The 19,503-nt window shown below is 42.7% G+C and carries 17 protein-coding genes; 2 read left to right on the top strand and 15 right to left on the bottom strand.

Annotated elements, in window-relative coordinates; all coding sequences use genetic code 11:
* Positions 1-26: 26 nt before the first annotated feature.
* The 11 genes from GO816_RS11400 to GO816_RS11350 form a co-directional block, all read right to left on the bottom strand.
* Positions 27-1,280 (bottom strand): nucleoside permease, encoded by a 1,254-nt coding sequence (locus GO816_RS11400; RefSeq protein WP_157542060.1) that lies wholly within the window; start codon positions 1,278-1,280, stop codon positions 27-29.
* An 11-nt stretch (positions 1,281-1,291) separates the two neighbouring features.
* Positions 1,292-1,741 carry a c-type cytochrome gene (locus tag GO816_RS11395; RefSeq protein ID WP_157542059.1) on the bottom strand — a complete coding sequence of 150 codons (450 nt, stop codon included), beginning with the start codon at positions 1,739-1,741 and terminating at the stop codon, positions 1,292-1,294.
* Between the two features lie 6 nt (positions 1,742-1,747).
* Positions 1,748-2,803 carry a sugar phosphate isomerase/epimerase family protein gene (locus tag GO816_RS11390; protein ID WP_157542058.1) on the bottom strand — a complete coding sequence of 352 codons (1,056 nt, stop codon included), beginning with the start codon at positions 2,801-2,803 and terminating at the stop codon, positions 1,748-1,750.
* A gap of 6 nt (positions 2,804-2,809) precedes the next feature.
* Positions 2,810-3,961 (bottom strand): Gfo/Idh/MocA family protein, encoded by a 1,152-nt coding sequence (locus GO816_RS11385; RefSeq protein WP_232336557.1) that lies wholly within the window; start codon positions 3,959-3,961, stop codon positions 2,810-2,812.
* 18 nt (positions 3,962-3,979) lie between these two features.
* Positions 3,980-4,552 (bottom strand): gluconate 2-dehydrogenase subunit 3 family protein, encoded by a 573-nt coding sequence (locus GO816_RS11380; RefSeq protein ID WP_157542057.1) that lies wholly within the window; start codon positions 4,550-4,552, stop codon positions 3,980-3,982.
* A 26-nt stretch (positions 4,553-4,578) separates the two neighbouring features.
* Positions 4,579-6,009, bottom strand: a complete 1,431-nt coding sequence (locus GO816_RS11375; protein WP_157542056.1) for a Gfo/Idh/MocA family oxidoreductase — start codon at positions 6,007-6,009, stop codon at positions 4,579-4,581.
* Between the two features lie 23 nt (positions 6,010-6,032).
* A complete protein-coding gene (locus GO816_RS11370; protein ID WP_157542055.1) occupies positions 6,033-7,712 on the bottom strand; it encodes a GMC oxidoreductase in 1,680 nt (559 codons plus the stop codon).
* Between the two features lie 222 nt (positions 7,713-7,934).
* A complete protein-coding gene (locus GO816_RS11365; protein ID WP_157542054.1) occupies positions 7,935-8,681 on the bottom strand; it encodes an NUDIX hydrolase in 747 nt (248 codons plus the stop codon).
* A 114-nt stretch (positions 8,682-8,795) separates the two neighbouring features.
* On the bottom strand, positions 8,796-8,948 hold the full coding sequence (locus tag GO816_RS11360; RefSeq protein ID WP_157542053.1) for a DUF2256 domain-containing protein: 153 nt from the start codon (positions 8,946-8,948) through the stop codon (positions 8,796-8,798).
* Complete coding sequence (locus GO816_RS11355) at positions 8,935-9,414, bottom strand: DUF4385 domain-containing protein (RefSeq protein WP_157542052.1); 480 nt, start codon at positions 9,412-9,414, stop codon at positions 8,935-8,937. Before GO816_RS11355 ends, GO816_RS11360 begins: the two co-directional genes overlap by 14 nt.
* 1 nt (position 9,415) lies before the next feature.
* The gene (locus tag GO816_RS11350; RefSeq protein WP_157542051.1) at positions 9,416-10,492 is read right to left on the bottom strand and encodes a spore photoproduct lyase family protein; all 1,077 of its coding nucleotides are present in this window, start codon (positions 10,490-10,492) and stop codon (positions 9,416-9,418) included.
* A 129-nt stretch (positions 10,493-10,621) separates the two neighbouring features.
* On the opposite strand from GO816_RS11350, the gene GO816_RS11345 reads away from it, so the two are divergent.
* Together GO816_RS11345 and msrA are read left to right on the top strand one after the other, a co-directional pair.
* A complete protein-coding gene (locus GO816_RS11345; RefSeq protein ID WP_157542050.1) occupies positions 10,622-11,305 on the top strand; it encodes a DUF421 domain-containing protein in 684 nt (227 codons plus the stop codon).
* A gap of 49 nt (positions 11,306-11,354) precedes the next feature.
* Entirely contained in the window at positions 11,355-11,843 is a 489-nt protein-coding gene (gene msrA / locus GO816_RS11340; protein WP_157542049.1) for a peptide-methionine (S)-S-oxide reductase MsrA, read from the top strand.
* Positions 11,844-11,901: 58 nt separating this feature from the next.
* On the opposite strand, the gene GO816_RS11335 is transcribed toward msrA, so the two are convergent.
* The 4 genes from GO816_RS11335 to GO816_RS11320 all read right to left on the bottom strand — a co-directional run bounded on the left by GO816_RS11335 (position 11,902) and on the right by GO816_RS11320 (position 19,482).
* Positions 11,902-15,609, bottom strand: coding sequence for an ATP-binding protein (locus tag GO816_RS11335; protein ID WP_157542048.1), 3,708 nt, complete (start codon positions 15,607-15,609; stop codon positions 11,902-11,904).
* Between the two features lie 193 nt (positions 15,610-15,802).
* Positions 15,803-16,537: a DUF6683 family protein gene (locus GO816_RS11330; RefSeq protein ID WP_157542047.1), complete on the bottom strand. Its 735-nt coding sequence runs from the start codon at positions 16,535-16,537 to the stop codon at positions 15,803-15,805.
* Between the two features lie 118 nt (positions 16,538-16,655).
* Positions 16,656-17,849 (bottom strand): anhydro-N-acetylmuramic acid kinase, encoded by a 1,194-nt coding sequence (locus GO816_RS11325; protein ID WP_157542046.1) that lies wholly within the window; start codon positions 17,847-17,849, stop codon positions 16,656-16,658.
* Between the two features lie 10 nt (positions 17,850-17,859).
* Positions 17,860-19,482 (bottom strand): DUF6377 domain-containing protein, encoded by a 1,623-nt coding sequence (locus GO816_RS11320; RefSeq protein ID WP_157542045.1) that lies wholly within the window; start codon positions 19,480-19,482, stop codon positions 17,860-17,862.
* Between the last annotated feature and the right edge of the window lie 21 nt (positions 19,483-19,503).

Below are 19,503 nucleotides of genomic sequence, written 5' to 3'. Positions count from 1 at the left end.
TATTGACTTTATAATTGGATATAAGTTTAAATAGCATCGGTTGCAGGCATGAACTTGTCAGGCGCCGGCGACTCTAATTGTACACCTCTGTTACGGTCTTTAAACAATAGCAGGAACAGTATTAGTACAACTGCGGCAATAGCGGCAGGTATCAACCATATTTGTTGCCAGTCATGTAATCCTCCGGTTGTTTGGTGTGCATCAACAATTGGCCCTGATATGGTAAAGCCAATGAGCATACCTACACCATAGGTGGCAAGTGTTATAAAACCTTGGGCTGCACTTTTAAATTGTTCTCCTGCTAACTCATCGGTATAAATCTGACCGGTTACAAAGAAAAAGTCATAACAGATTCCGTGCATAACAATACCGCCTATCAACATCCAGTAATTAGCGCCGGTATCACCGTAAGCAAAAAGCGCATAGCGCAATACCCAGGCCAGCATACCAACAGCCAGCATTTTTTTAACACCTAAGCGTTTAAAAAACAAAGGCATTAAGGCCATAAATACTAACTCCGATACCTGACCAAAAGCTTGCTTACCTGCGGCACCATTCATGCCTACCTCATTTAAAAACGGGTTAGTAAAATTGTAATAGAAAGCAAGGGGTACACATATAGCTACAGATGCTAAAAAGAAAATGCGGTAAGAAGAGTTTCTAAGCAAGCCAATAGCATCCAGGCCTAATATGTCTCTGACAGATGTTTTGCTTCCTTTTTTTAGAGGAGGCGTTGCTGGTAACGTAAAACTGAATAAACCAAGCAGGAGGGAAGCTGCTGCAGCGGTTTTAAAGGTGAGATCAAGCGAACCACTTTTTTCCCAGTTCAACCAACCAATGGCAAAGCCGGCAATAATCCAGCCTAAAGTTCCTAAGAACCTGATGGGAGGGAACTGCTTGCTTGGATCAGTCATTTGACGGAATGATATCGAGTTAACCAGCGCCAGCGTTGGCATGTAAATGATCATATAAATCAAAACATACGGATAGAACGCGTTGAAGTTAGGTGCAGTACCGCAAAACCAAAGCATTACTGCGCCAATTACATGCAGTACACCCAGTATTTTTTGGGCCGGAAAATACTTGTCGGCAATTAAGCCTATAATAAACGGCGCAACAATAGCTCCAATTGATTGGGTAAGATAAGCTACGCCAACTTCGGTAGCATTGGTTTTTAAGTCGGTAAGCAAATAGGTACCAAGCGTTACAAACCATGCTCCCCAAATAAAAAATTGAAGGAACATCATTACCGAAAGCTGGATTCTAATCTTATTGTCCATATAAAGTGCTACTACTTAACCATAAGAATATATTTAACCATTTCTTTGGCATCGTCAACAGAAACAGCCGGGTGGGGTGACATAGGTACTTCACCAAAACTTCCCGAACCACCTTTGATTATCTTGTCGGCCAGCTTATCAATATCGGCATTGGTGTACTTTGCAGCAACCTCGGCGTATGATGGTCCAACCAGTTTATCGTGTTCCTTGTGGCAGCTTAAACAATCTGATGATGCAATAAGGCTTGCACCTTTAGAGTTAGTAGCCACACTTGTAGCTGTGTTTTCGGTACCAATGCTGCCCGCGGTATCTTGTGCGGCGTTAGGGTTTTGCGCAACGGCGTTTTGGTCGGTTCCGTGAGTGGTATCGGTGCTAATTTTATCGCCCGATGTTGAGCCGCCGCATGAAACTGCAACCAAACAAACTGAAGCAATGGCAAAAGAAAAAAACGTTTTTTTCATGATAGATTATTGTATTCCTAATAAGTTGTTGTTAAGTGTGGGGTTACCGCCTGACGATACGAAGTCATCAAATGCATGGTCGGTTACGCGTATGATATGGTCGGCAATGAACTTTGCTCCTTCACGCGCGCCATCTTCTGGGTGTTTAAGGGCGCATTCCCATTCTAATACTGCCCAGCCCGGAAAATCATATTGTGCCATTTTGCTAAAAATCGCTTTGAAATCAACCTTACCGTCTCCCAATGAACGGAAACGACCAGCCCGGTCAACCCAGTTTTGATAGCCTCCGTAAACGCCTTGTTTACCTGTAGGGTTAAACTCCGCATCTTTTACGTGCATCATTTTAATGCGCTCGTGGTATATATCAATATGCGCTAAGTAATCGAGGCATTGCAGTACAAAATGAGATGGATCATAAAGCAGGTTGGCCCGTTTGTGCTGACCTACGCGGTCAAGAAACATTTCAAATGTAACGCCATCATGAAGATCTTCACCGGCATGTAGTTCGTAACAAAGGTCAATGCCGCATTCGTCATAAAAATCCAGAATGGGTTTCCAACGCTTGCCTAATTCGTCGAATGCGTCTGCGACTAAATTGGCCGGGCGCTGCGGCCATGGATAAACAAATGGCCATGCAAGTGCACCACTAAAGGTTACACTTGCCTGCAATCCTAAATTTTGTGATGCTTTTGCAGCGTGTTTTACTTGCTGTACAGCCCATTCCTGCCTTGCTTTAAAATCATTGTGCAAGTGGGCAGGGGCAAAGGCGTTGAACAATTCGTTATAAACCGGATTGACAGCCACTAACTGTCCTTGCGTATGAGTAGAAAGTTCTGTGATTTCCAAACCTGCTTCATTCACAATGCCTTTTACCTCGTCAGCGTAAGTTTTACTTTCGGAAGCTTTTTGCAGGTCAATAAAACGTGCATCGCCGGTTGGCAACTGCAGTCCTTTATATCCTAATGAGGAAGCCCACTGCGCTATTGATTTCAAATCATTAAACGGCGCATCGTTGCCAATAAATTGTGCAATGAATATGGCTGGTCCTTTAATTGTTAACATAGATATTTAGATGGTAAATGGTGTCCACTTCTGTTCTGATTTTCCTGAAGCAATCACATTCTCAATAAATGCCATACCCCTTACACCCTCGTTCAAGCCCGGATAGTCTAGCATTTGAGCCGAAGGTTGTTCGCCGTTACCAATAGCTTTAATAGTTAAAGCAAAATTGCGGTAAATGTTGGCAAATGCTTCAAGGTATCCTTCAGGGTGACCGGCCGGAGTGCGTGTGTTAAACATAGCCGCGGTTGATGTGTAACCGCCGCCAGTGCGCCATATCTCGGCCGGCTTGTCGGTGTATCTAACAATAAGTGAGTTCAAATCATCCTGTTGCCATTCTATGCCGCCGGTTTCGCCATAAACACCTATCTGTACATTGTTTTCGGCTCCTGCAGCTACCTGGGTGGCTACTAAAACTCCACTGGCGCCGCCATCAAAACGCAGCAACACGGCACCATCGTCATCAAGGCGTCGTCCGGGAACTACAACATTAATATCGGCACATAAATGACTTACAGATAAGCCCGTTACATACTCAATAAGGTTAAATGCGTGTGTGCCAATATCACCCATGGCACCAGCAATGCCGCTCTGTGACGGATCTGTGCGCCAAGATGCCTGTTTATTATCAGTAGCTTCGGCCAAAGAACTCAACCAGCCTTGCGGATACTTTGCATATACCTTTCTTACTTTACCTATGTGATTAGCGGCAATTAAATCGCGTGCTTGTTTTACCATTGGATAGCCGGTGTAGGTATGGGTAAGACAAAGCAGGTTACCTGTTCTGTCAGAAATTTCTTTTAACTCCTTTGCTTCCTCAAGTGTAAGCGTCATCGGCTTATCAAGTATTACATGAAAGCCGTTTTCGAGCGCAAGTTTTGCAGGCTCAAAATGAACATGATTTGGAGTTACTATGCTGATTACCTGTGCGCGTTCATGAGCAGTTAATTTACTCTCTTTTTCAATTAACTCAATATAACTGGCATAAGCGCGGCCTTCATCAATACCCAGCACAATGCCGCTGGCTTTAGAGCGTTCGGCATTACTGCTGAAAGCACCGCAAACCAGTTCGTATTCATCATCGATACGGGAGGCTATGCGGTGAACGGCACCAATAAATGCGCCCTGGCCTCCGCCTATCATTCCTAATCTTAATTTCATAGTAGATGTTTATATTATTTAGGCTAGCGCCCAGGCTTTATCACCTTTTTTATACGGGTAGTTACCATCATATTTGCCTGGTACCGGCAAGTAGCGCTGCGCTTTTGTACAGCCAATCTCTGAGGTAAAGTAACCCAAAAGGGTAAGCTGTTTAACCATCGTAAAGTAATGGTTTGGCGCTTCTTTCTCTTTTGTTTTGCTATATGCAGCCTGTTCTTTATCAAGGTCGGTAAGCAATTGCGTGCGTTGCTCAACTGTTGCCTCCATGAAGCCAACTTTGAATTTCTTATCGCAAGCGTCTTCTAACTGCTTAATGCCTTTCTTAAATACTTTTTGATCGTCATCGGCATAGCAGTCGCGTACCATTACGGCCATAAAGTTACCTACGTTGGCATCTTTGGCTCCCGGTGTTTGAGTGCGCGGTAATATGGTGTCGGCTACTTCGTTTAAGAATGCCTGCGTTTGCTGATTGAATAGATCTTCGGTATCAACCGAACTCCCGGATTTGCAACCCGATAAAAAGAAATCGGCTCCTATAACTGAACCGCCTACCAGTAAGGCTACACGGTTTAAAGCTTCTCGTCTGTTCATAAAATATGTCTTATATAATCCGATAGTTATGCTTCTAATTCCCAACCATTGCGGTAGTTGCGTTTCACAAATTGGTTAACCTCGTTGAAGTTGCTAACCTTCATGGCCTTGTTGTCCCACTCATACTTGAACTGGCCTCCGGGTAAATCATGCCCGCGTACCGCCAGGTTGGCCATAAGCAAGGCCTCAGTAAGCGGACCAGCAACCTCAAAAGGTGAGCTTAGTTCTTTTTTACCATAGCCGGCAAGGCAGGCTTCCACCCACTGTGTATAGTGGCCGTTCGATCCGCCTGGTACGCGGGCCCATTTTTGCGGCGCTTTTGCTTGTTCGGTTAATGATTTTGGAAGCAGGGTTGGAGCTGTTGAATAAGTGCTGGCATACATTTTACCTTTAGTACCTATAAACAAGGTGCCATTACCGTCTTCGCCACCCCATTTTTCGTTAGGGCCTAATTCATCAGGGCGTTCAGGTTGTATACCGCCATCCATCCAGTGAAGTGCAACTTCACCTTTGGTTTTATTGGTTTTAGGAAATGTAAGCGTCACATGGCTTGATGGCGGACAACTTTCAGGAAATACACCTTTCTTAAATTCATCCACATAAACACTGCCTACACTGGCTTGTACTGATTTAACATATTGTAAACCCAAGGCACGGAAAGGAGCTTCGATAAGGTGACAACCCATATCGCCTAGTGCTCCGGTGCCGTAATCCCACCAGCCGCGCCAGTTGAAAGGTGCCAGTTTATCTACATATGTTTTATAAGGTGCCGTTCCCAGCCATAAATCCCAGTTTAATTCTTTTGGTATGGTTGCGCCTGTTCCCGGCCAAGAAATACCCTGCGGCCATACCGGGCGATTAGTCCAGCAATAAACGGTGTGCACGTCGCCAATCAAACCGGCGTCATACCACTCTGATAATAGCCTGGTACCATCATTTGAGGCACCCTGATTACCCATTTGCGTAACAACCTTGTATTTTTTGGCAGCTTCGGTGAGCATACGGGCCTCCCAAATATCATGGGTTAAAGGCTTTTCAACATACACATGCTTGCCTAGCTGCATAGCATGATAGGTAATAATGGCGTGGTTATGGTCGGGCGTAGCTACTGATACTGCGTCAATATGCTTGTGCTCTTTATCAAAAAGCTCGCGCCAATCTTTATAATATTTTGCTTTCGGAAAATTCTTTACAGAGTTGGCTGCCCTCCGGTCGTCAACATCACACAGGTATCCAATTTCGGCCTTGCCACTTTTATAAAAATTGGCAATATCGGTTTCGCCCTTGCCACCGGCACCAATGCCGGCAATAATCAATCTGTCGCTAGGAGCAGTAAAACCCTTTCCGCCCAACACATAGCGTGGAACAATCATAAACCCGGCAGCTGCTACAGCACCGGTTTTTAAAAAATTGCGCCGTGAGGTTTGAGCATTTTTTTGATCTGAATTCTCTTCCATTTTAAGGCTTTGTGAGGTAGGTATTAGATATTCATTTTCTTCAATTCAGAAACTGCATGATCTGCCGCACGGGCAGTTAGTGCCATATAAGTAAGTGACGGATTTTGGCATGCTGCCGAAGTCATGGCGGCACCATCGGTCACGTACACATTTTTGGCATCCCAAACCTGGTTAAACTCATTAAGTACCGATGTTTTTGGATCACGACCCATGCGGGCAGTACCCATTTCATGTATACCACGGCCTAATACCGCTGTATCATTGTATGAGTTTACATTTTTAACGCCCGTTGCTTCAAGCATTTCGGCCGCATCGTTCATCATGTCAATACGCATTTTGTTTTCATTATCGCGTACAACAGCATCAATAACCGGTACAGATAGTCCCCACTTATCCTTAGTGGTTTTATCAAGCCACATACGGTTCTCATGGTATGGAAGTACCTCTCCAAACCCACCTATACCCATACTCCAGCCTCCCGGTTCGCTTAATTCATCTTTAAATTTAGCGCCGATGCTAAGCTCAGGTATATTACGGCTCCAACGTTCGCGTGAGGCCGAACCCTGGTACCCAAAACCGCGGATGTAATCACGTTTTTCCCCGTTAAGGTTGCGGTAACGCGGAATGTAAATACCATTAGCTCTGCGGCCATAAGTGTATTTGTCCTCATAACCATCAACCTGGCCCCATGCACCTACATTTAAGTGATGGTCCATAATATTATGACCAAGCTGACCGCTGCTGCTACCTAAGCCTCCGGGCCATACATCATTAGCCGAACGCATAAGCACGGCGGCAGTATTGATTGTTGAAGCATTAAGGAAGATAACTTTGGCGTAGTACTCGTAAGTTTTATTGGTTTCCGCATCAAGCACCTCAACTCCCTTAGCAAGTTTTGTGTCTTTATCATATAAAACACGGGTAACAATACTCCACGGGCGCAGGGTTAAGTTGCCCGTACGCATAGCTGCAGGTAGGGTAGATGATTGCGTACTGAAGTAAGCACCAAACGGGCAGCCTAACCAACATTTATTACGATACTGGCAATTGGTACGGTTTTCATGCGGCTTGGTAATATTAGCCACGCGGCCAATTACCATATGCCTTGATCCTTTATATAAACTTTTAATACGGGCAGCGATATCTTTTTCAACCACGTTGAGCTCCATAGGCGGCATAAAATCGCCATCCGGTAAAATTGGAATACCATCCTTATTACCCGATATACCAGCAAAGCGTTCAACATAGCTGTACCATGGCGCTAAATCTTTGTAACGGATAGGCCAGTCTACTGCTATACCATCTTTAGCGTTGGCCTCAAAATCTGTATCGTGCCAGCGGTATGATTGCCTTCCCCACATCAGTGAGCGGCCGCCAACATGGTAACCCCTGAACCAGTCAAAGCGTTGTTTCTCAATATAAGGGCTATCGTGCTCGTTAACCCAATAATCTAAATTGGTTTCGTTGAGTACGTAATCGCGCTTAATAACCGGGTAATCCTTTTTCATTTGCTGGGTAGCGTTACCCCGGTGTGCAAATTCCCAAGGGGCGGTATTGGCGTTCACATAGTCTTTAATGTGTTCAATGTTCCGGCCGCGCTCAAGCATTAAGGTTTTAAGTCCTTTTTCGGTCAGTTCTTTAGCTGCCCAGCCGCCGGAAATACCGGAGCCCACAACTATTGCATCGTAAGTATTGGTTGCCATAAAAGCAGGTTAATCTAAAATTGGTTGTGTTGGTAATTAAATTGGTAAGTTACCCAATGCAATTTATCGAAATAATTTATTGCGACGAACTACAATACATAAAACCTCAAAAACTTTACAATGAAGTAGTATGTCTCATTGAGAGACAAAGATAAAAGCCTGCATTACTTTTGCAAATTAATTTTCGGATTGTTACAAAGAATATAATTCACTTTAAAAGGGCTACCAATCTTGCTTTAGGCCGTTTTGCAAAGCTTCATTGTAGCGATCGGTGTTGAAGCTGTAGAGAATAGGAGGGCGGTGTGCATTTTTGCTGGGCGTAGCATCAAGCTTATTTAATATATTAAAACTGTGAATTTTACGCTGAAAGTTTCCGCGGTGAAGCGCTTTACCCAAAATGATTTCATATAAACGCTGTAACTGAGGCATGGTAAACTCGCGCGGGAGCAGGTTTAAACCAACAGGGGTGTAGTTTATGTTACGCCTGAGAGTATGAAGGGCACTGTTCATGATCTCTTTATGATCCATCATAAGTTCGGGCAAATCGTCTATATCGCGCCATTCGCAGCTCTCGGATATGCGATCGGTAACGGGTGTGATTTCGCCATAATTTACCAATGCATAATAACCAACCGAAACAAAACGCTGACGCTGCCAAAATCTTTGGGGCAAGTGAGCCATATCAGCTTCGGAACGGCCAACGTTGCCAAATACATTGAACTGTTCGAGATATAAATCAGTTGCACCGGTACGGGCCTTTAAAATTCGGTGAGCGGCGTTGTTAAGGTCTTCGTTTGTTTTAACGTAACCGCCTGGAAGCCCCCATTTATCAAAGCCCTTCATTTTAAGCAACAATACTTTTAACGAAGATTGATGAAATCCAAATACAACGCAATCGACAGACACATGCGGAATGCACGACTTATATGCAAGCTCACTGCCTTTTTCAAATAATTCGATTACGTCCATTTTGCAAATAAGAGGAATAATTGTAAGCAATCAAAGTCAAAAGGTGCTCAAACAGCTTTAAACCGTTTCAAAAGCGATAAATATCACATAGTAGTGAGCAACATATGCATAAGACTAAACAACTGCTTTTTTTGAATTGGCACGACACCTGTCTGAACAATATTTGACATCTTCCCAAACCCGTTCCCACTTTTTTCGCCAGGTAAATGGTTTACCGCATACTGCACAAACTTTGCTTGGTAGGTTTTGCTTTTTAACCCCTTTCATGCTTCCATTTTTTTTTCATAGCGGCGTAATTGTCGTTTGCTTCGGCCAGCTTCCATTTTTCGTAGAAAATGTTTGCGGCTGCAGCTTTTTCATTCTCACCGGTGCCGCGTTCCAGTTGTTTGTAATTGTTTTGCTTATCATATTTCAGGCCCCCTTTGTAGTTGGCGTAACGCCTGGCACGGGTATAGCCCATTTGTAAATACTTTCGCGCCATGTCGGCGCCAACAAAATCGCTTACGTTAACATACTCCTTAAACATTTGATATATCTTTTGGCTGCTTTCGTTGGCAATGTCCTGATCCTTAAATCTCCAATATTTGCCAATTTCACTTTTGTATGGCTCACAAATTAACACGCCTTGTTCTCCCTTACCAACTTTGTAAAGTTCAGGGTGTAGCCTGTAGTCAATATCGGCTTTCCAGTGATACTTGTTTATGTCAAAATTGAGGTAGCTTGGCTTATCCATTTTAAAATGCGTAACGTATACCGCAATAAGGTATCATCTCGGTACAAAGATTTACTAACTCGTTTACCAACTCACGTTTGGTATTATTTTTATACCGCACATTGCGCTGGCCACTTTGGCTATATTTAACCTGTTGTATATCCGGTCGCCATAACACTTCTTCGGCTTTAGGATGCCAGTTCATGTTTACATCATGCAGTTGTTCGTTGTGTGTAAGGAAAATTATTTCAGTAACTAGTTTTTTCTTTGTCTCATCGTCCAGCACGTCGTTCATCTCGTCAAACAATCTACGCCAATCATCAAGCCAGCCCTCATAATAAATTACAGGTGCAAAACTTACGTTAACTTCGTAGCCGGCCTCTCTGAAATCGTTCATTACTGCAATACGGTCGCTTATAGGCGTAGTGCGTACATCAACCAGCTTTGACATTTGATGAGGCATAAGGCTAAAGCGTATACGCGTTTTGCGCTGCGGATCATAATCAAGCATTTGCCGGTTTACAAATTTGGTTGCAAACGTAAGTTTAGCATTTGGGATGCTGCGAAACTGCTGTACGAGGTCTTTCACGTTATCACAAATGGCGGCATCGGCGCTGCAGTCACCATTTTCGCCAATTTCATATACCCAGTATTCAGGGTCGGTTAAGTCGGGTATAAGTTTTTTACCTTGCCGGGCAGCGTGGCGCTCAAGGTACCCCATTATCTTTTCAATGTTTACAAATATGGTTATGGGGTTAGCATAACCCTTACGGCGCGGCACATAACAATAAGAACATGACATAGTACAACCGTTTGACTGCGACGGCGCTACCCAATGCGAGCTGCGGGTGTTGGGCCTTGCACTCAAGCTGTGTTTACTGCCCAAAATCAAAACGTTCTTTTTGTTCCACAGCCAGTCTTCAACCGCTCCTTCAAAGCCAAACAGTTCCGGAATTTTATTATGAGCCGGTACTTCAATCAATTTCGCATCCGGGTATTTAGCTAAAATTTCTCGGCCGCGTGCAAACTCACGTATGTTAGGTTCGTGATATATTTCGTGTATGGTTAATAGCTGATCTATGGTTTTTTCGTGAAGCATAAATACTAAAGCTTAGGTGTATGAAAATTGTTGGCATGCTGCGCTATAATAGTTACAACTATTTGCTTGTTGCAACAACAATGCAACCAAAGTGCTGTTGTTAACTAATATGAAACTTAACTAATTACGATGAATATTGACTGGCATACGTTATTGTTAAATGATTTAGACTGGAGCTATGCACTTGAGATAGTAATACGCACCATGGTAATGTTTGCCTTCATCTTAATTCTTTTACGCCTCTCGGGTAAAAAAGGGGTTAGGCAGCTAAGCATTTTTGAGGTAGCCATCATTATAGCGCTCGGATCGGCAGCCGGTGACCCCATGTTCACCAAAGATGTAGCTATACTGCCCTCATTGTTGGTGTTTGGAATAATTTTATTGTTTTACCGAGTACTCACTTACATTGCGGCTAATAGCGAGCGTTTTGAGAATATTTTGGAAGGCGAGCCAATGTATATCATCGAAGATGGAATGTTTACCCTGCAGGAGGAGACTGATAATACGTTTGCCAAAGATGAATTTTTTGCTGAAATGAGAAATCAGAGCATTGAACATGTTGGGCAGGTACGTACCGCATTACTGGAAACAAACGGACAGGTAAGCTTTTTCTTTTTTGAAGATGAGGAAGTAAGGCCCGGATTACCGGTTTTACCAAAACCATACAGTTTGCGCTCAAATAAAATAGACAAAGAGGGTGAATATGCTTGCACCTTTTGTGGTAACGTTGAAACAAGACAACATGGCGGTACATGCAAAAGATGTGACAAAGATGAGTGGGTTCCTGCTTTGAAATCACGCCGAATTTCATGACAAATGATAACGCGGCACAACAGTTGAACAATAAGATAAAATTATAATTATGAATACGCAAAAAGCTGTTTTGGCTGGAGGTTGCTTTTGGGGAGTTGAGGAACTGATACGGCAACAACCTGGGGTAACTAAAACGGTTGTTGGATATACCGGTGGCGATGTGCCAAACGCAACATACCGTAATCATGGCACTCATGCCGAAGGAATAGAAATTACATTTGACGCTGATGTAATATCGTATAGAATGATTCTTGAATATTTCTTCCAGATACATGACCCAACAACCCGTAACAGGCAGGGTAACGATATAGGAACGTCTTACCGTTCGGCAATTTTTTATATTGACGAGGAGCAGAAAGCTATAGCCGAACAGGTAATTGCAGATGTTGACGCATCAGGCAAATGGCCGGGCAAAGTTGTTACCGAGGTTGTGCCTGTAAGTGATTTTTGGGTGGCTGAGGAAGAACATCAGGATTATTTGCAAAAATATCCTTTTGGCTATACCTGCCACTTTGAACGGCCCGACTGGAAGCTGTAATATATAAAATGCAGCAGGCGTCGATTTGATTAGCCTGCTACATTTTGTTGTATTTCATTTACAATGGTAACTTAAAGAAGAATGTTGAACCTTTTCCGAGTTCACTTTCAACCCAAATTTCGCCTTTATGCCTTTTTACAATTTCGGCGCTTAAGTACAATCCTATACCAAAACCGGAAATCTGTTGCATTTGATTGCTTTCCACGCGATAGTAGCGCTCAAACAATTTTTCCTGATCATCGGGTTTAATGCCCATACCTTTATCAGAAACTGAAACTACCGCATAATTATCTTTAGTATACGATTTGATAAATACTTGTTGCTGACGGGGTGAATATTTTATAGCGTTACTGATTAAATTGAAGATTACCGACTCAATCTTGTCAATATCGGCCTGAACGGTTAATTGCCCCGACGATTCATAAATCAACTCATGTGATCCGGTTGCACTTTCAGCATCTTCAACAGTGTCGCTTACGAGCTTGCTAAGGTCAAAGCTTTCCATGTTCAAATGTATTTTGCCGGCTTCTAAGCGCGATACATTTAAAAAGCCTGATATAAGCTTATTCATTTTCTTAACCTGGGCCGATATTTTAACCAATTTTTCTTTGGCAAAAACATCGTCTTTTCGTCCGGCATGAAGCTGTAAAAGTTGCGAGTAACCGCTTAATGATGTTAAAGGTGTTTTTAGTTCATGGCTTACCATTCCTATAAAATCATCTTTACGCTGGCTGTCTTCTTTAGATTCGGTTATATCTAAAATGGTTCCTATTACACCAATGACGTTTTCATTATCGTCCAATTCCACCTTACCTGTTGTGTTGAGCCATTTGCGCCTCGTGCCACCCGGCGGCAAAATTTGATAGTCATAACTAAAGCGCCCTTTTGCGCTTACTGCGTTTTCAATAGCTTGCAACAACGGCGCTTTGTGTTCGGGTGCCACAATTTCCATAGCTTCACTGAACTTGATGGTTTCATCAACAGGTAAGCTTTGCGTACTTCTTGCAATATCCGAAAGAATAAGGTTATCAGTGCCCCAATCTGTGCGCCAGGTACCAAGCCTTGAAGCATCTAAAGCAAGTTTAAGTGTATCAGTTGTTTTTTCTAACTCTCTACGCGAAACTACCTGTTCTGTTACATCAGCTGCCACTACAATCATCCCTGTGATGTTCGCCTGTTCATCTTTAAGCGCCTCAATAGTAAGGTTTATATAGCTATCTTCTTTACGGCCAAGCTTGTTAAAACTAAGACTAACCTCTGAAGACACAAACCTTTCGCCGGTTTTGTAAACGTCATCCATAATGTTGCCAAAGCCCTGTGCTTTAAGTTCAGGAATAGCTTCGAGTATAGGCTTATTAAACGCTTGTTCGGCAGTGAGTCCCCAGTACTCAAGCATACGTTTGTTTGCAAATTCAATTACATGCCATGGCGTACGGTAAATGGCAATGGCAACGGGCGCTTCAACTAACAGGTTACGCAGTTGCTGTTCGGCATGATTGCGGGTTTTACTAATTTTAATTTGCGCACGTATTTTAGTTAAAAGCTCAGCTGCGGAGAATGGTTTCACCAAATAGTCGTCGGCTCCAGCTTCAAGGCCATCAATGCGGGCTTCTTCACCAGCACGGGCCGATAGGAATATTACAGGCAGGCGCGAGGTCTCTACCTTATTTCTTAAATGTTCGAGCATGGCTTTACCGTCCATAACCGGCATCATAATATCGCTTAACACCAAATCAGGGGTTAGCTCGTAGATTTTTTGCAATGCATCGGCGCCGTTTACGGCAAGTGCAATGGTAAAGTAAGGTTCCAGTAAACGAGTTAGATAAGCGCGCATGTCGGCATTATCATCAACAATAAGTATAACGGTATCTTTACTTATCGAAAAATCCTGATGTGCTGTCACATCTCCGGCCGCAACGTCATCTCCGGCCCTGTATTGGGCTTGGGTAGATTCCTGTAACAAGCTAAAAGCCTCCTGTAAAAATGCCCCTTTTAAAGCAGTTGAATCTGTTTCTTTGGCCGAGTCTAAAACACGGTCTTGAGGTAGATGCGCTTTTCCTGTAGGTATCCGTACAGTAAAAGTACTGCCTTCACCTTCAACACTCTCAACCGTAATTTCTCCACCATGCAAGTGTACAAGCTCATGCACCAGTGATAACCCAATACCTGTACCTTCATGGGTACGCCCGGCTGAATTTTCAACACGGTGAAAACGCTCGAACATGTGAGGCAGCTCTTTTGCAGGGATGCCAACGCCTGTATCGGTGACGCTTAATACAGCAAATGAACCTTCTTGTTTAAGTGCAACCGTAATGGAGCCGGCGAGGGTGTATTTAAAAGCGTTTGACAAGAGATTGAGCACAATCTTCTCCCACATTTGCCGGTCAACATACATTGCGCTTTTCAGCGGTTTGGCATCTACTGCTAACGCCATGCCCGCCTTTTCGATTATAGATCTGAAGCTGCTTGCAAGGTCAGTTGTCAGCTCAGCCAAATCTAATTCCTGGTAAGCGGCTTGCGCTCGTCCAGCTTCAACGCGGCTGTAATCAAGCAGGTTATTAACTAACTTTAGCAGCCTCAGTGCGTTACGGTGAGTTGACTCAAGCGGCGCTTTAACATCGGCACCTAACGAGGGTTTAGCCAATAAATCTTCAAGCGGGCCCAGCATCAAGGTAAGCGGAGTACGAAACTCGTGACTTACGTTGCTAAAAAACGCAGTTTTTGATTTGTCTATTTCGGCAAGAGCTTCAGCACGCTTTTGCTCCTGCTCATAAGCATAAACGTTAGAAATTGCGGTATTGTAAGTGTTTAATAATTGCTCGTAGAAGTTTACATAATCAGCATCAACAGCCCTGCGCGCGCTTACACCGGCTACAATGAAACCATACAGGTCGTCCTGTCCGCTTATTTTAAGCGGAAGAATCATAGCATTCTGAGGTGTCTCGGGGTAAGGCTCGCAGCTATAATCACCAAAAATAGCGGTGAGATTACTCACCTGTTCAATCTGCCCTGATGCTTTTGCTTTGTGCAAGGGCCACGTGCCGTTCACATCATTTAATGAAATTACGGAAGGAGCAAGCTGAGGTGCACTTGATACCCCGGCAGCAGAAGTTAAGTGTGCTGTATTGGTAGAATGGTCTAACTGATATACCATTAAAAAAGGTATATCAAGTTGGTAGTCGCTTTCTTTGTCGGACGTTATGGCATTAACATCCTGCATATTTTTGGCTTTGCCTAAGGCTGCGCCTAACTCTCTCAGGGTTTGCGTACGTCTACCACTAAGCATTTTTACCGTGGTTTCGGTAATAGGGTGGAAGATGCCGCCCACGCCACCTGATTCATCACGTATAGGTGCAAATGAAAACGTCATCCATGATTCTTCCAGGTATCCATACCTGTCTAAAAACATCCGCTGATCGTTAATATAAGTGCCCTCGCCTTGTTCGCCCCGGCTAAAGGCATCACCCACAACAGGTAAAGCGGTTTCCCAGCAAATTCTGAAGTTTTGACCCATTGATTCGGGGTGTTTGGCACCGCAAATAGGGCGGTAACTATCATTGTAAATTTGAATAGTTTCGGGACCCCAGGCTATTAAAATTGGAAATGTGGAAGATAAACAAAGGCTTACCGATGTTTTTAAACTTTGTGGCCATGACTCTACCGGCCCAAGTGCTGTTTTCGACCAATCCATGCTACGGATTAGTTTACCCATTTCTCCTCCACCGGAAAGAAATTGTTCCGTGCTCTCGTTAATACTTTGCTCCATCAAAAAATTGTGTACCGTCGGCTATAATGTACGAGGGTTGATGCGTAAAGGTAATCTTTTTAAGTATAAATTATAGTTGCCATAAAGCGGATGGCTGCAGAGGTGTCCATACTATTAGCAGCATGTTTTTTACGTTTACACTTAATTTTACTACTAGTTAGGTGGTTGAATTATTTATTAAATTTTGACACTCTTACTTTTTCACAAGGCCTTTGGACGTCAATTTAACTTTGGTCAAATCAAGACCCATGGATTTGAATTGCTGATCAATACCCGAGCTAAATTGTGCAGACTGGCCACCCTGTAAGGCGCTTTGCCAACCTAAGTAAAGTACCACTGCCTGTAGTTTTAATTCCTCTCCAAGGCGCGAAATTGCCGTTGGTGTTGTTAAACGTTTGTTTTGACTTAACAGCGCTGTTGTTTGGCGTTGTAGTGCTTTGTCAACCTCGGCAGTTATGCTGGTTGTGTTTTGAACGTTATTTACAACAACATAACCAACTTCTAGATAGGCTGCCAGTGCAGTTGCGGCATTATTGGCCGGTAATCCTGACTGTTGAACCATTTGAGCAAATAGTTGGTTATAATCGGCCTTTCCTGGACCCAAGGCATTGAAAAATGCCTGTCCGGCTGCGGCGTTGCGCGCTTTTAGGTTATCTCCAAGTTGCTGAACTACCTTTTGCTGTAAGGCTTTATTTGGCGTATAGTTAAAATTCACCTTTGTTGCTAATGCCTTAGCTGATTTTCCCTTTCGGGCATTACGCATTGAACTTTCAATTGCTGAATTAGCTAGAAGCGTATTGGTTTGTGATATAACAGAACTTGTAAAGTTGTCCATTATAAGATCAACAGATTGTTGGGCTTTAGCAGTGCTGTTTGATAGTAGGAGGTAGGCAAAAATACAATTGATAAGAAATAATTTGCGCGCCATAATTAGATTATTGAATTATGGCTATAACAGAATAGAAGAAAAAAGGATTTAGCTACAGCGAAAATTAAAACTCGCGTAACATTATATTAAATTCAAAATGCATATTAACACATTTATGTTAATGAGGGAAACTAATTTTGCCCATACTCACGTTGGGAATGCCGTTTGCCAGTTTCATGCTACTTAAATTTCCCGATACAGCTTCGTTTGCAAGTAACGCAAACAGTACCGCTTCTTTAGCATCAGGGTGTATGCCCAAATCAGCAGTTGACTTCATTTGTTTATTGAGACGTTTTTCGATCAACGATACCAGTAGTTTGTTGTACATGCCGCCGCCACTTAAATAAATTTGAAAGTCGTTTACATTGCCCGTTGCTTTCTCAATAGCATTAATTATTCCGTGTGCTGAGAAATGTGTAAGCGTTGCAATAACGTCCTCATTAGTTAATTTCCCTACGCCGCTTTGATCTTTTGCGTTTTGCAAGTAAGCTTCATTAAAAAGCTCAGGACCTGTAGTTTTAGGAAACTCGGCAGCAAAAAAGTCGTGGTTCAATAACGAATTCAACAGTTGCTCATTTACTTTTCCGCTCAACCCCAAACGTGAATCGTCATCATAATACATGCTTGGGTAGTGAGCTTGCACAAACTGATCAATCATGGTATTACCCGGACCTACATCTGTAGAAAAGAAACGCTCAGGTTTTCCAGCAGGGAGAAAGGAAAAGTTTGATATGCCACCAATGTTGAGCATTATACGATTTTCTGTATCGTCAGAAAAAATAAGTAAATCACCATAAACGGCTAGAGGGGCGCCTTCGCCACCGGCTGCTATGTGCTTTTGCCTGAAATCGCCTAACGTAATTATCTCTGTTGAAACGGCAATATGATCGGCATCACCAATTTGCAAAGTGGCATTGCCGTATATACTATTAGGGTGGGTGTGTTTAGGAGCATGAAAAATTGTTTGGCCATGACTGGCAATTAAATCAATGGAATCATTTCCAACCTTCCATTCTTTTAAAGCCTCATTAATAAGCTTAGCATGATAGTTGCCTATAAAAGCGTTGAGCAATGTAAGTTTTTCTAAGTCAACGGTTTTTTTGGCGAATACAGACTTTAAATCCTCTTTAAAGGCCGGCTCGTAGCCTTTAGTAATGAAGTTGCTTACTTTAACCTTCGTAGTTAAGCCACTACCGCTAAATTCGCATAACGCAATATCCAAACCGTCAAAAGAGGTTCCGGACATTAAGCCGATGATTTTTTTTACCGGTTTTTGGCCAATTTGATAAAGCTTGTGTAAATCAAAATTCATGGGATTGATATTAGACGTTTTTGACAGCTTTAATGCTCATAATGTGATGGTCAAACTCATCGCCATGAATTTTTGCTTTCGCCTTAATACGCATTTTATACACATAAATCGTTTTCTCAGTGTATTCCAAAATATTGGCAACCGCCTGCACATCAGTAATACCTAAACGCATTAAAGCAAAAATTCTTAAATCTGTGGTTAGCGCCTCATGTTCACGCGGCCAAATCTGATCTTTTTCTTCAAACAGCGCATTAAATGAGCTAATAAAGTTTGGGAATATCTTTAAGAAAACATGGTCGAAGGTATAAAATAGTCGTTCGCGTTCTTTCTTGATGTTAATATCGTTTATGGTTGACCTTATATCATCATACTTTTTAAGGGTAAGCTTAGTATCAACCGAATGTTTAAGCTTTTCCAATTTGGAAATATAACTTGATATTGAGTCAAAAAAATAGCCTATGTAATCCTCCTTAATCTTTGCATCCTCCAGTAACTTACTGTTGATTGACTTAAGCTCTGCATTCTTGTCTTCAATAACCTTTTCCTGTAATTGAAGGGCCTTGTACTGTTTGAATAGCAAAATGGTTATTACAATAACAACTGCTGCCAACACTGTCAGTATTAAAAGATAAGTTAAGAACCGCGTGCGTTCTGTTTCCGAGTAGTTAAGCTGCTGAGCTGCTACTATAGGCAGTACAGTACTTATTTGAAGCTGGCGTAGCCGTGCGCCGTAAAATTCGGCATCGACCATGGCCTGTTGCAAAAAGTCATAAGCATCTTTACTGTTACCATCTTTGTAAAGCTGTTCAGACAACCATAGCAAAGCCACCGTTTCTTTGGTTGATGATTTAATGTCACCTATCGCAGCATTTATCAGTAGTTCTGTGCGTTTTTGAGGATTGTTGTTAACGTACAGGTTGCTTAGGGTTGACGTTGCAATGGCATACTGATGCTGTGTGAGTTTTTGTTTTAGTAAAGCATTAAACGTGGCTTCTGCTAATTCGCGCTCGTTGTTTTTCAAAGCTTTATAGCCCGAAAGGTATTCAAAGTCGTATGAACCAGGTTTACTTAAGGCTATAGCCGAATCAATAAACTTGTTGGCAGATGTGTTGTAGCCGGGTGAGTAATGCGTGTCGCTGTTGAAGGCAGCTAAATCGTAGTTTGCCCGCGTTAAAAGTGAATAATATTCAAACCTGGCGCTATCGGTTAATAGTTTTGCGTTAACAGATTTAAGGTTGTCAAACGTTTCTTTAAACAGGCCTGAAGATAACAGAATAAAAGCAATTTTAAGTTTAGCCTCGTGAATAAGGTCTTTGCGGTTTGCCGCCTCACTTAGCTGCAAAAACTTATTGGCATATACATAAGCTGAGTCGTACTGATACGACCTGTATAGCTCATATATAGCATCACATATTTGTAGTGATCTTCCTGTATTTGTTTTAGCTGTATTTTGAAGTTGTTTTTTCAAAGAGCCGATGAGGGCTTCTTTCTGCCGGTCGTATTTTTTCTTATTTGCAATTTCCTGTTTAAGCCTCTCAATAAGTGGCGCTTTACTTTGCGCAATGTTAATTTGCGGCAAAGCAAGCGTTACAAGCGTCCAGCAAAGTAAACTTAATACGTACCTGTTAAACATGCGCAAAAGTATGGGTAAGAA

The sequence above is a fragment of the Mucilaginibacter aquatilis genome, from assembly GCF_009755275.1.
GTDB lineage: Bacteria > Bacteroidota > Bacteroidia > Sphingobacteriales > Sphingobacteriaceae > Mucilaginibacter > Mucilaginibacter aquatilis.
The sequence above is the reverse complement of the archived record's forward strand: the minus strand, read 5'-3'. Positions and strand labels throughout refer to the sequence as shown.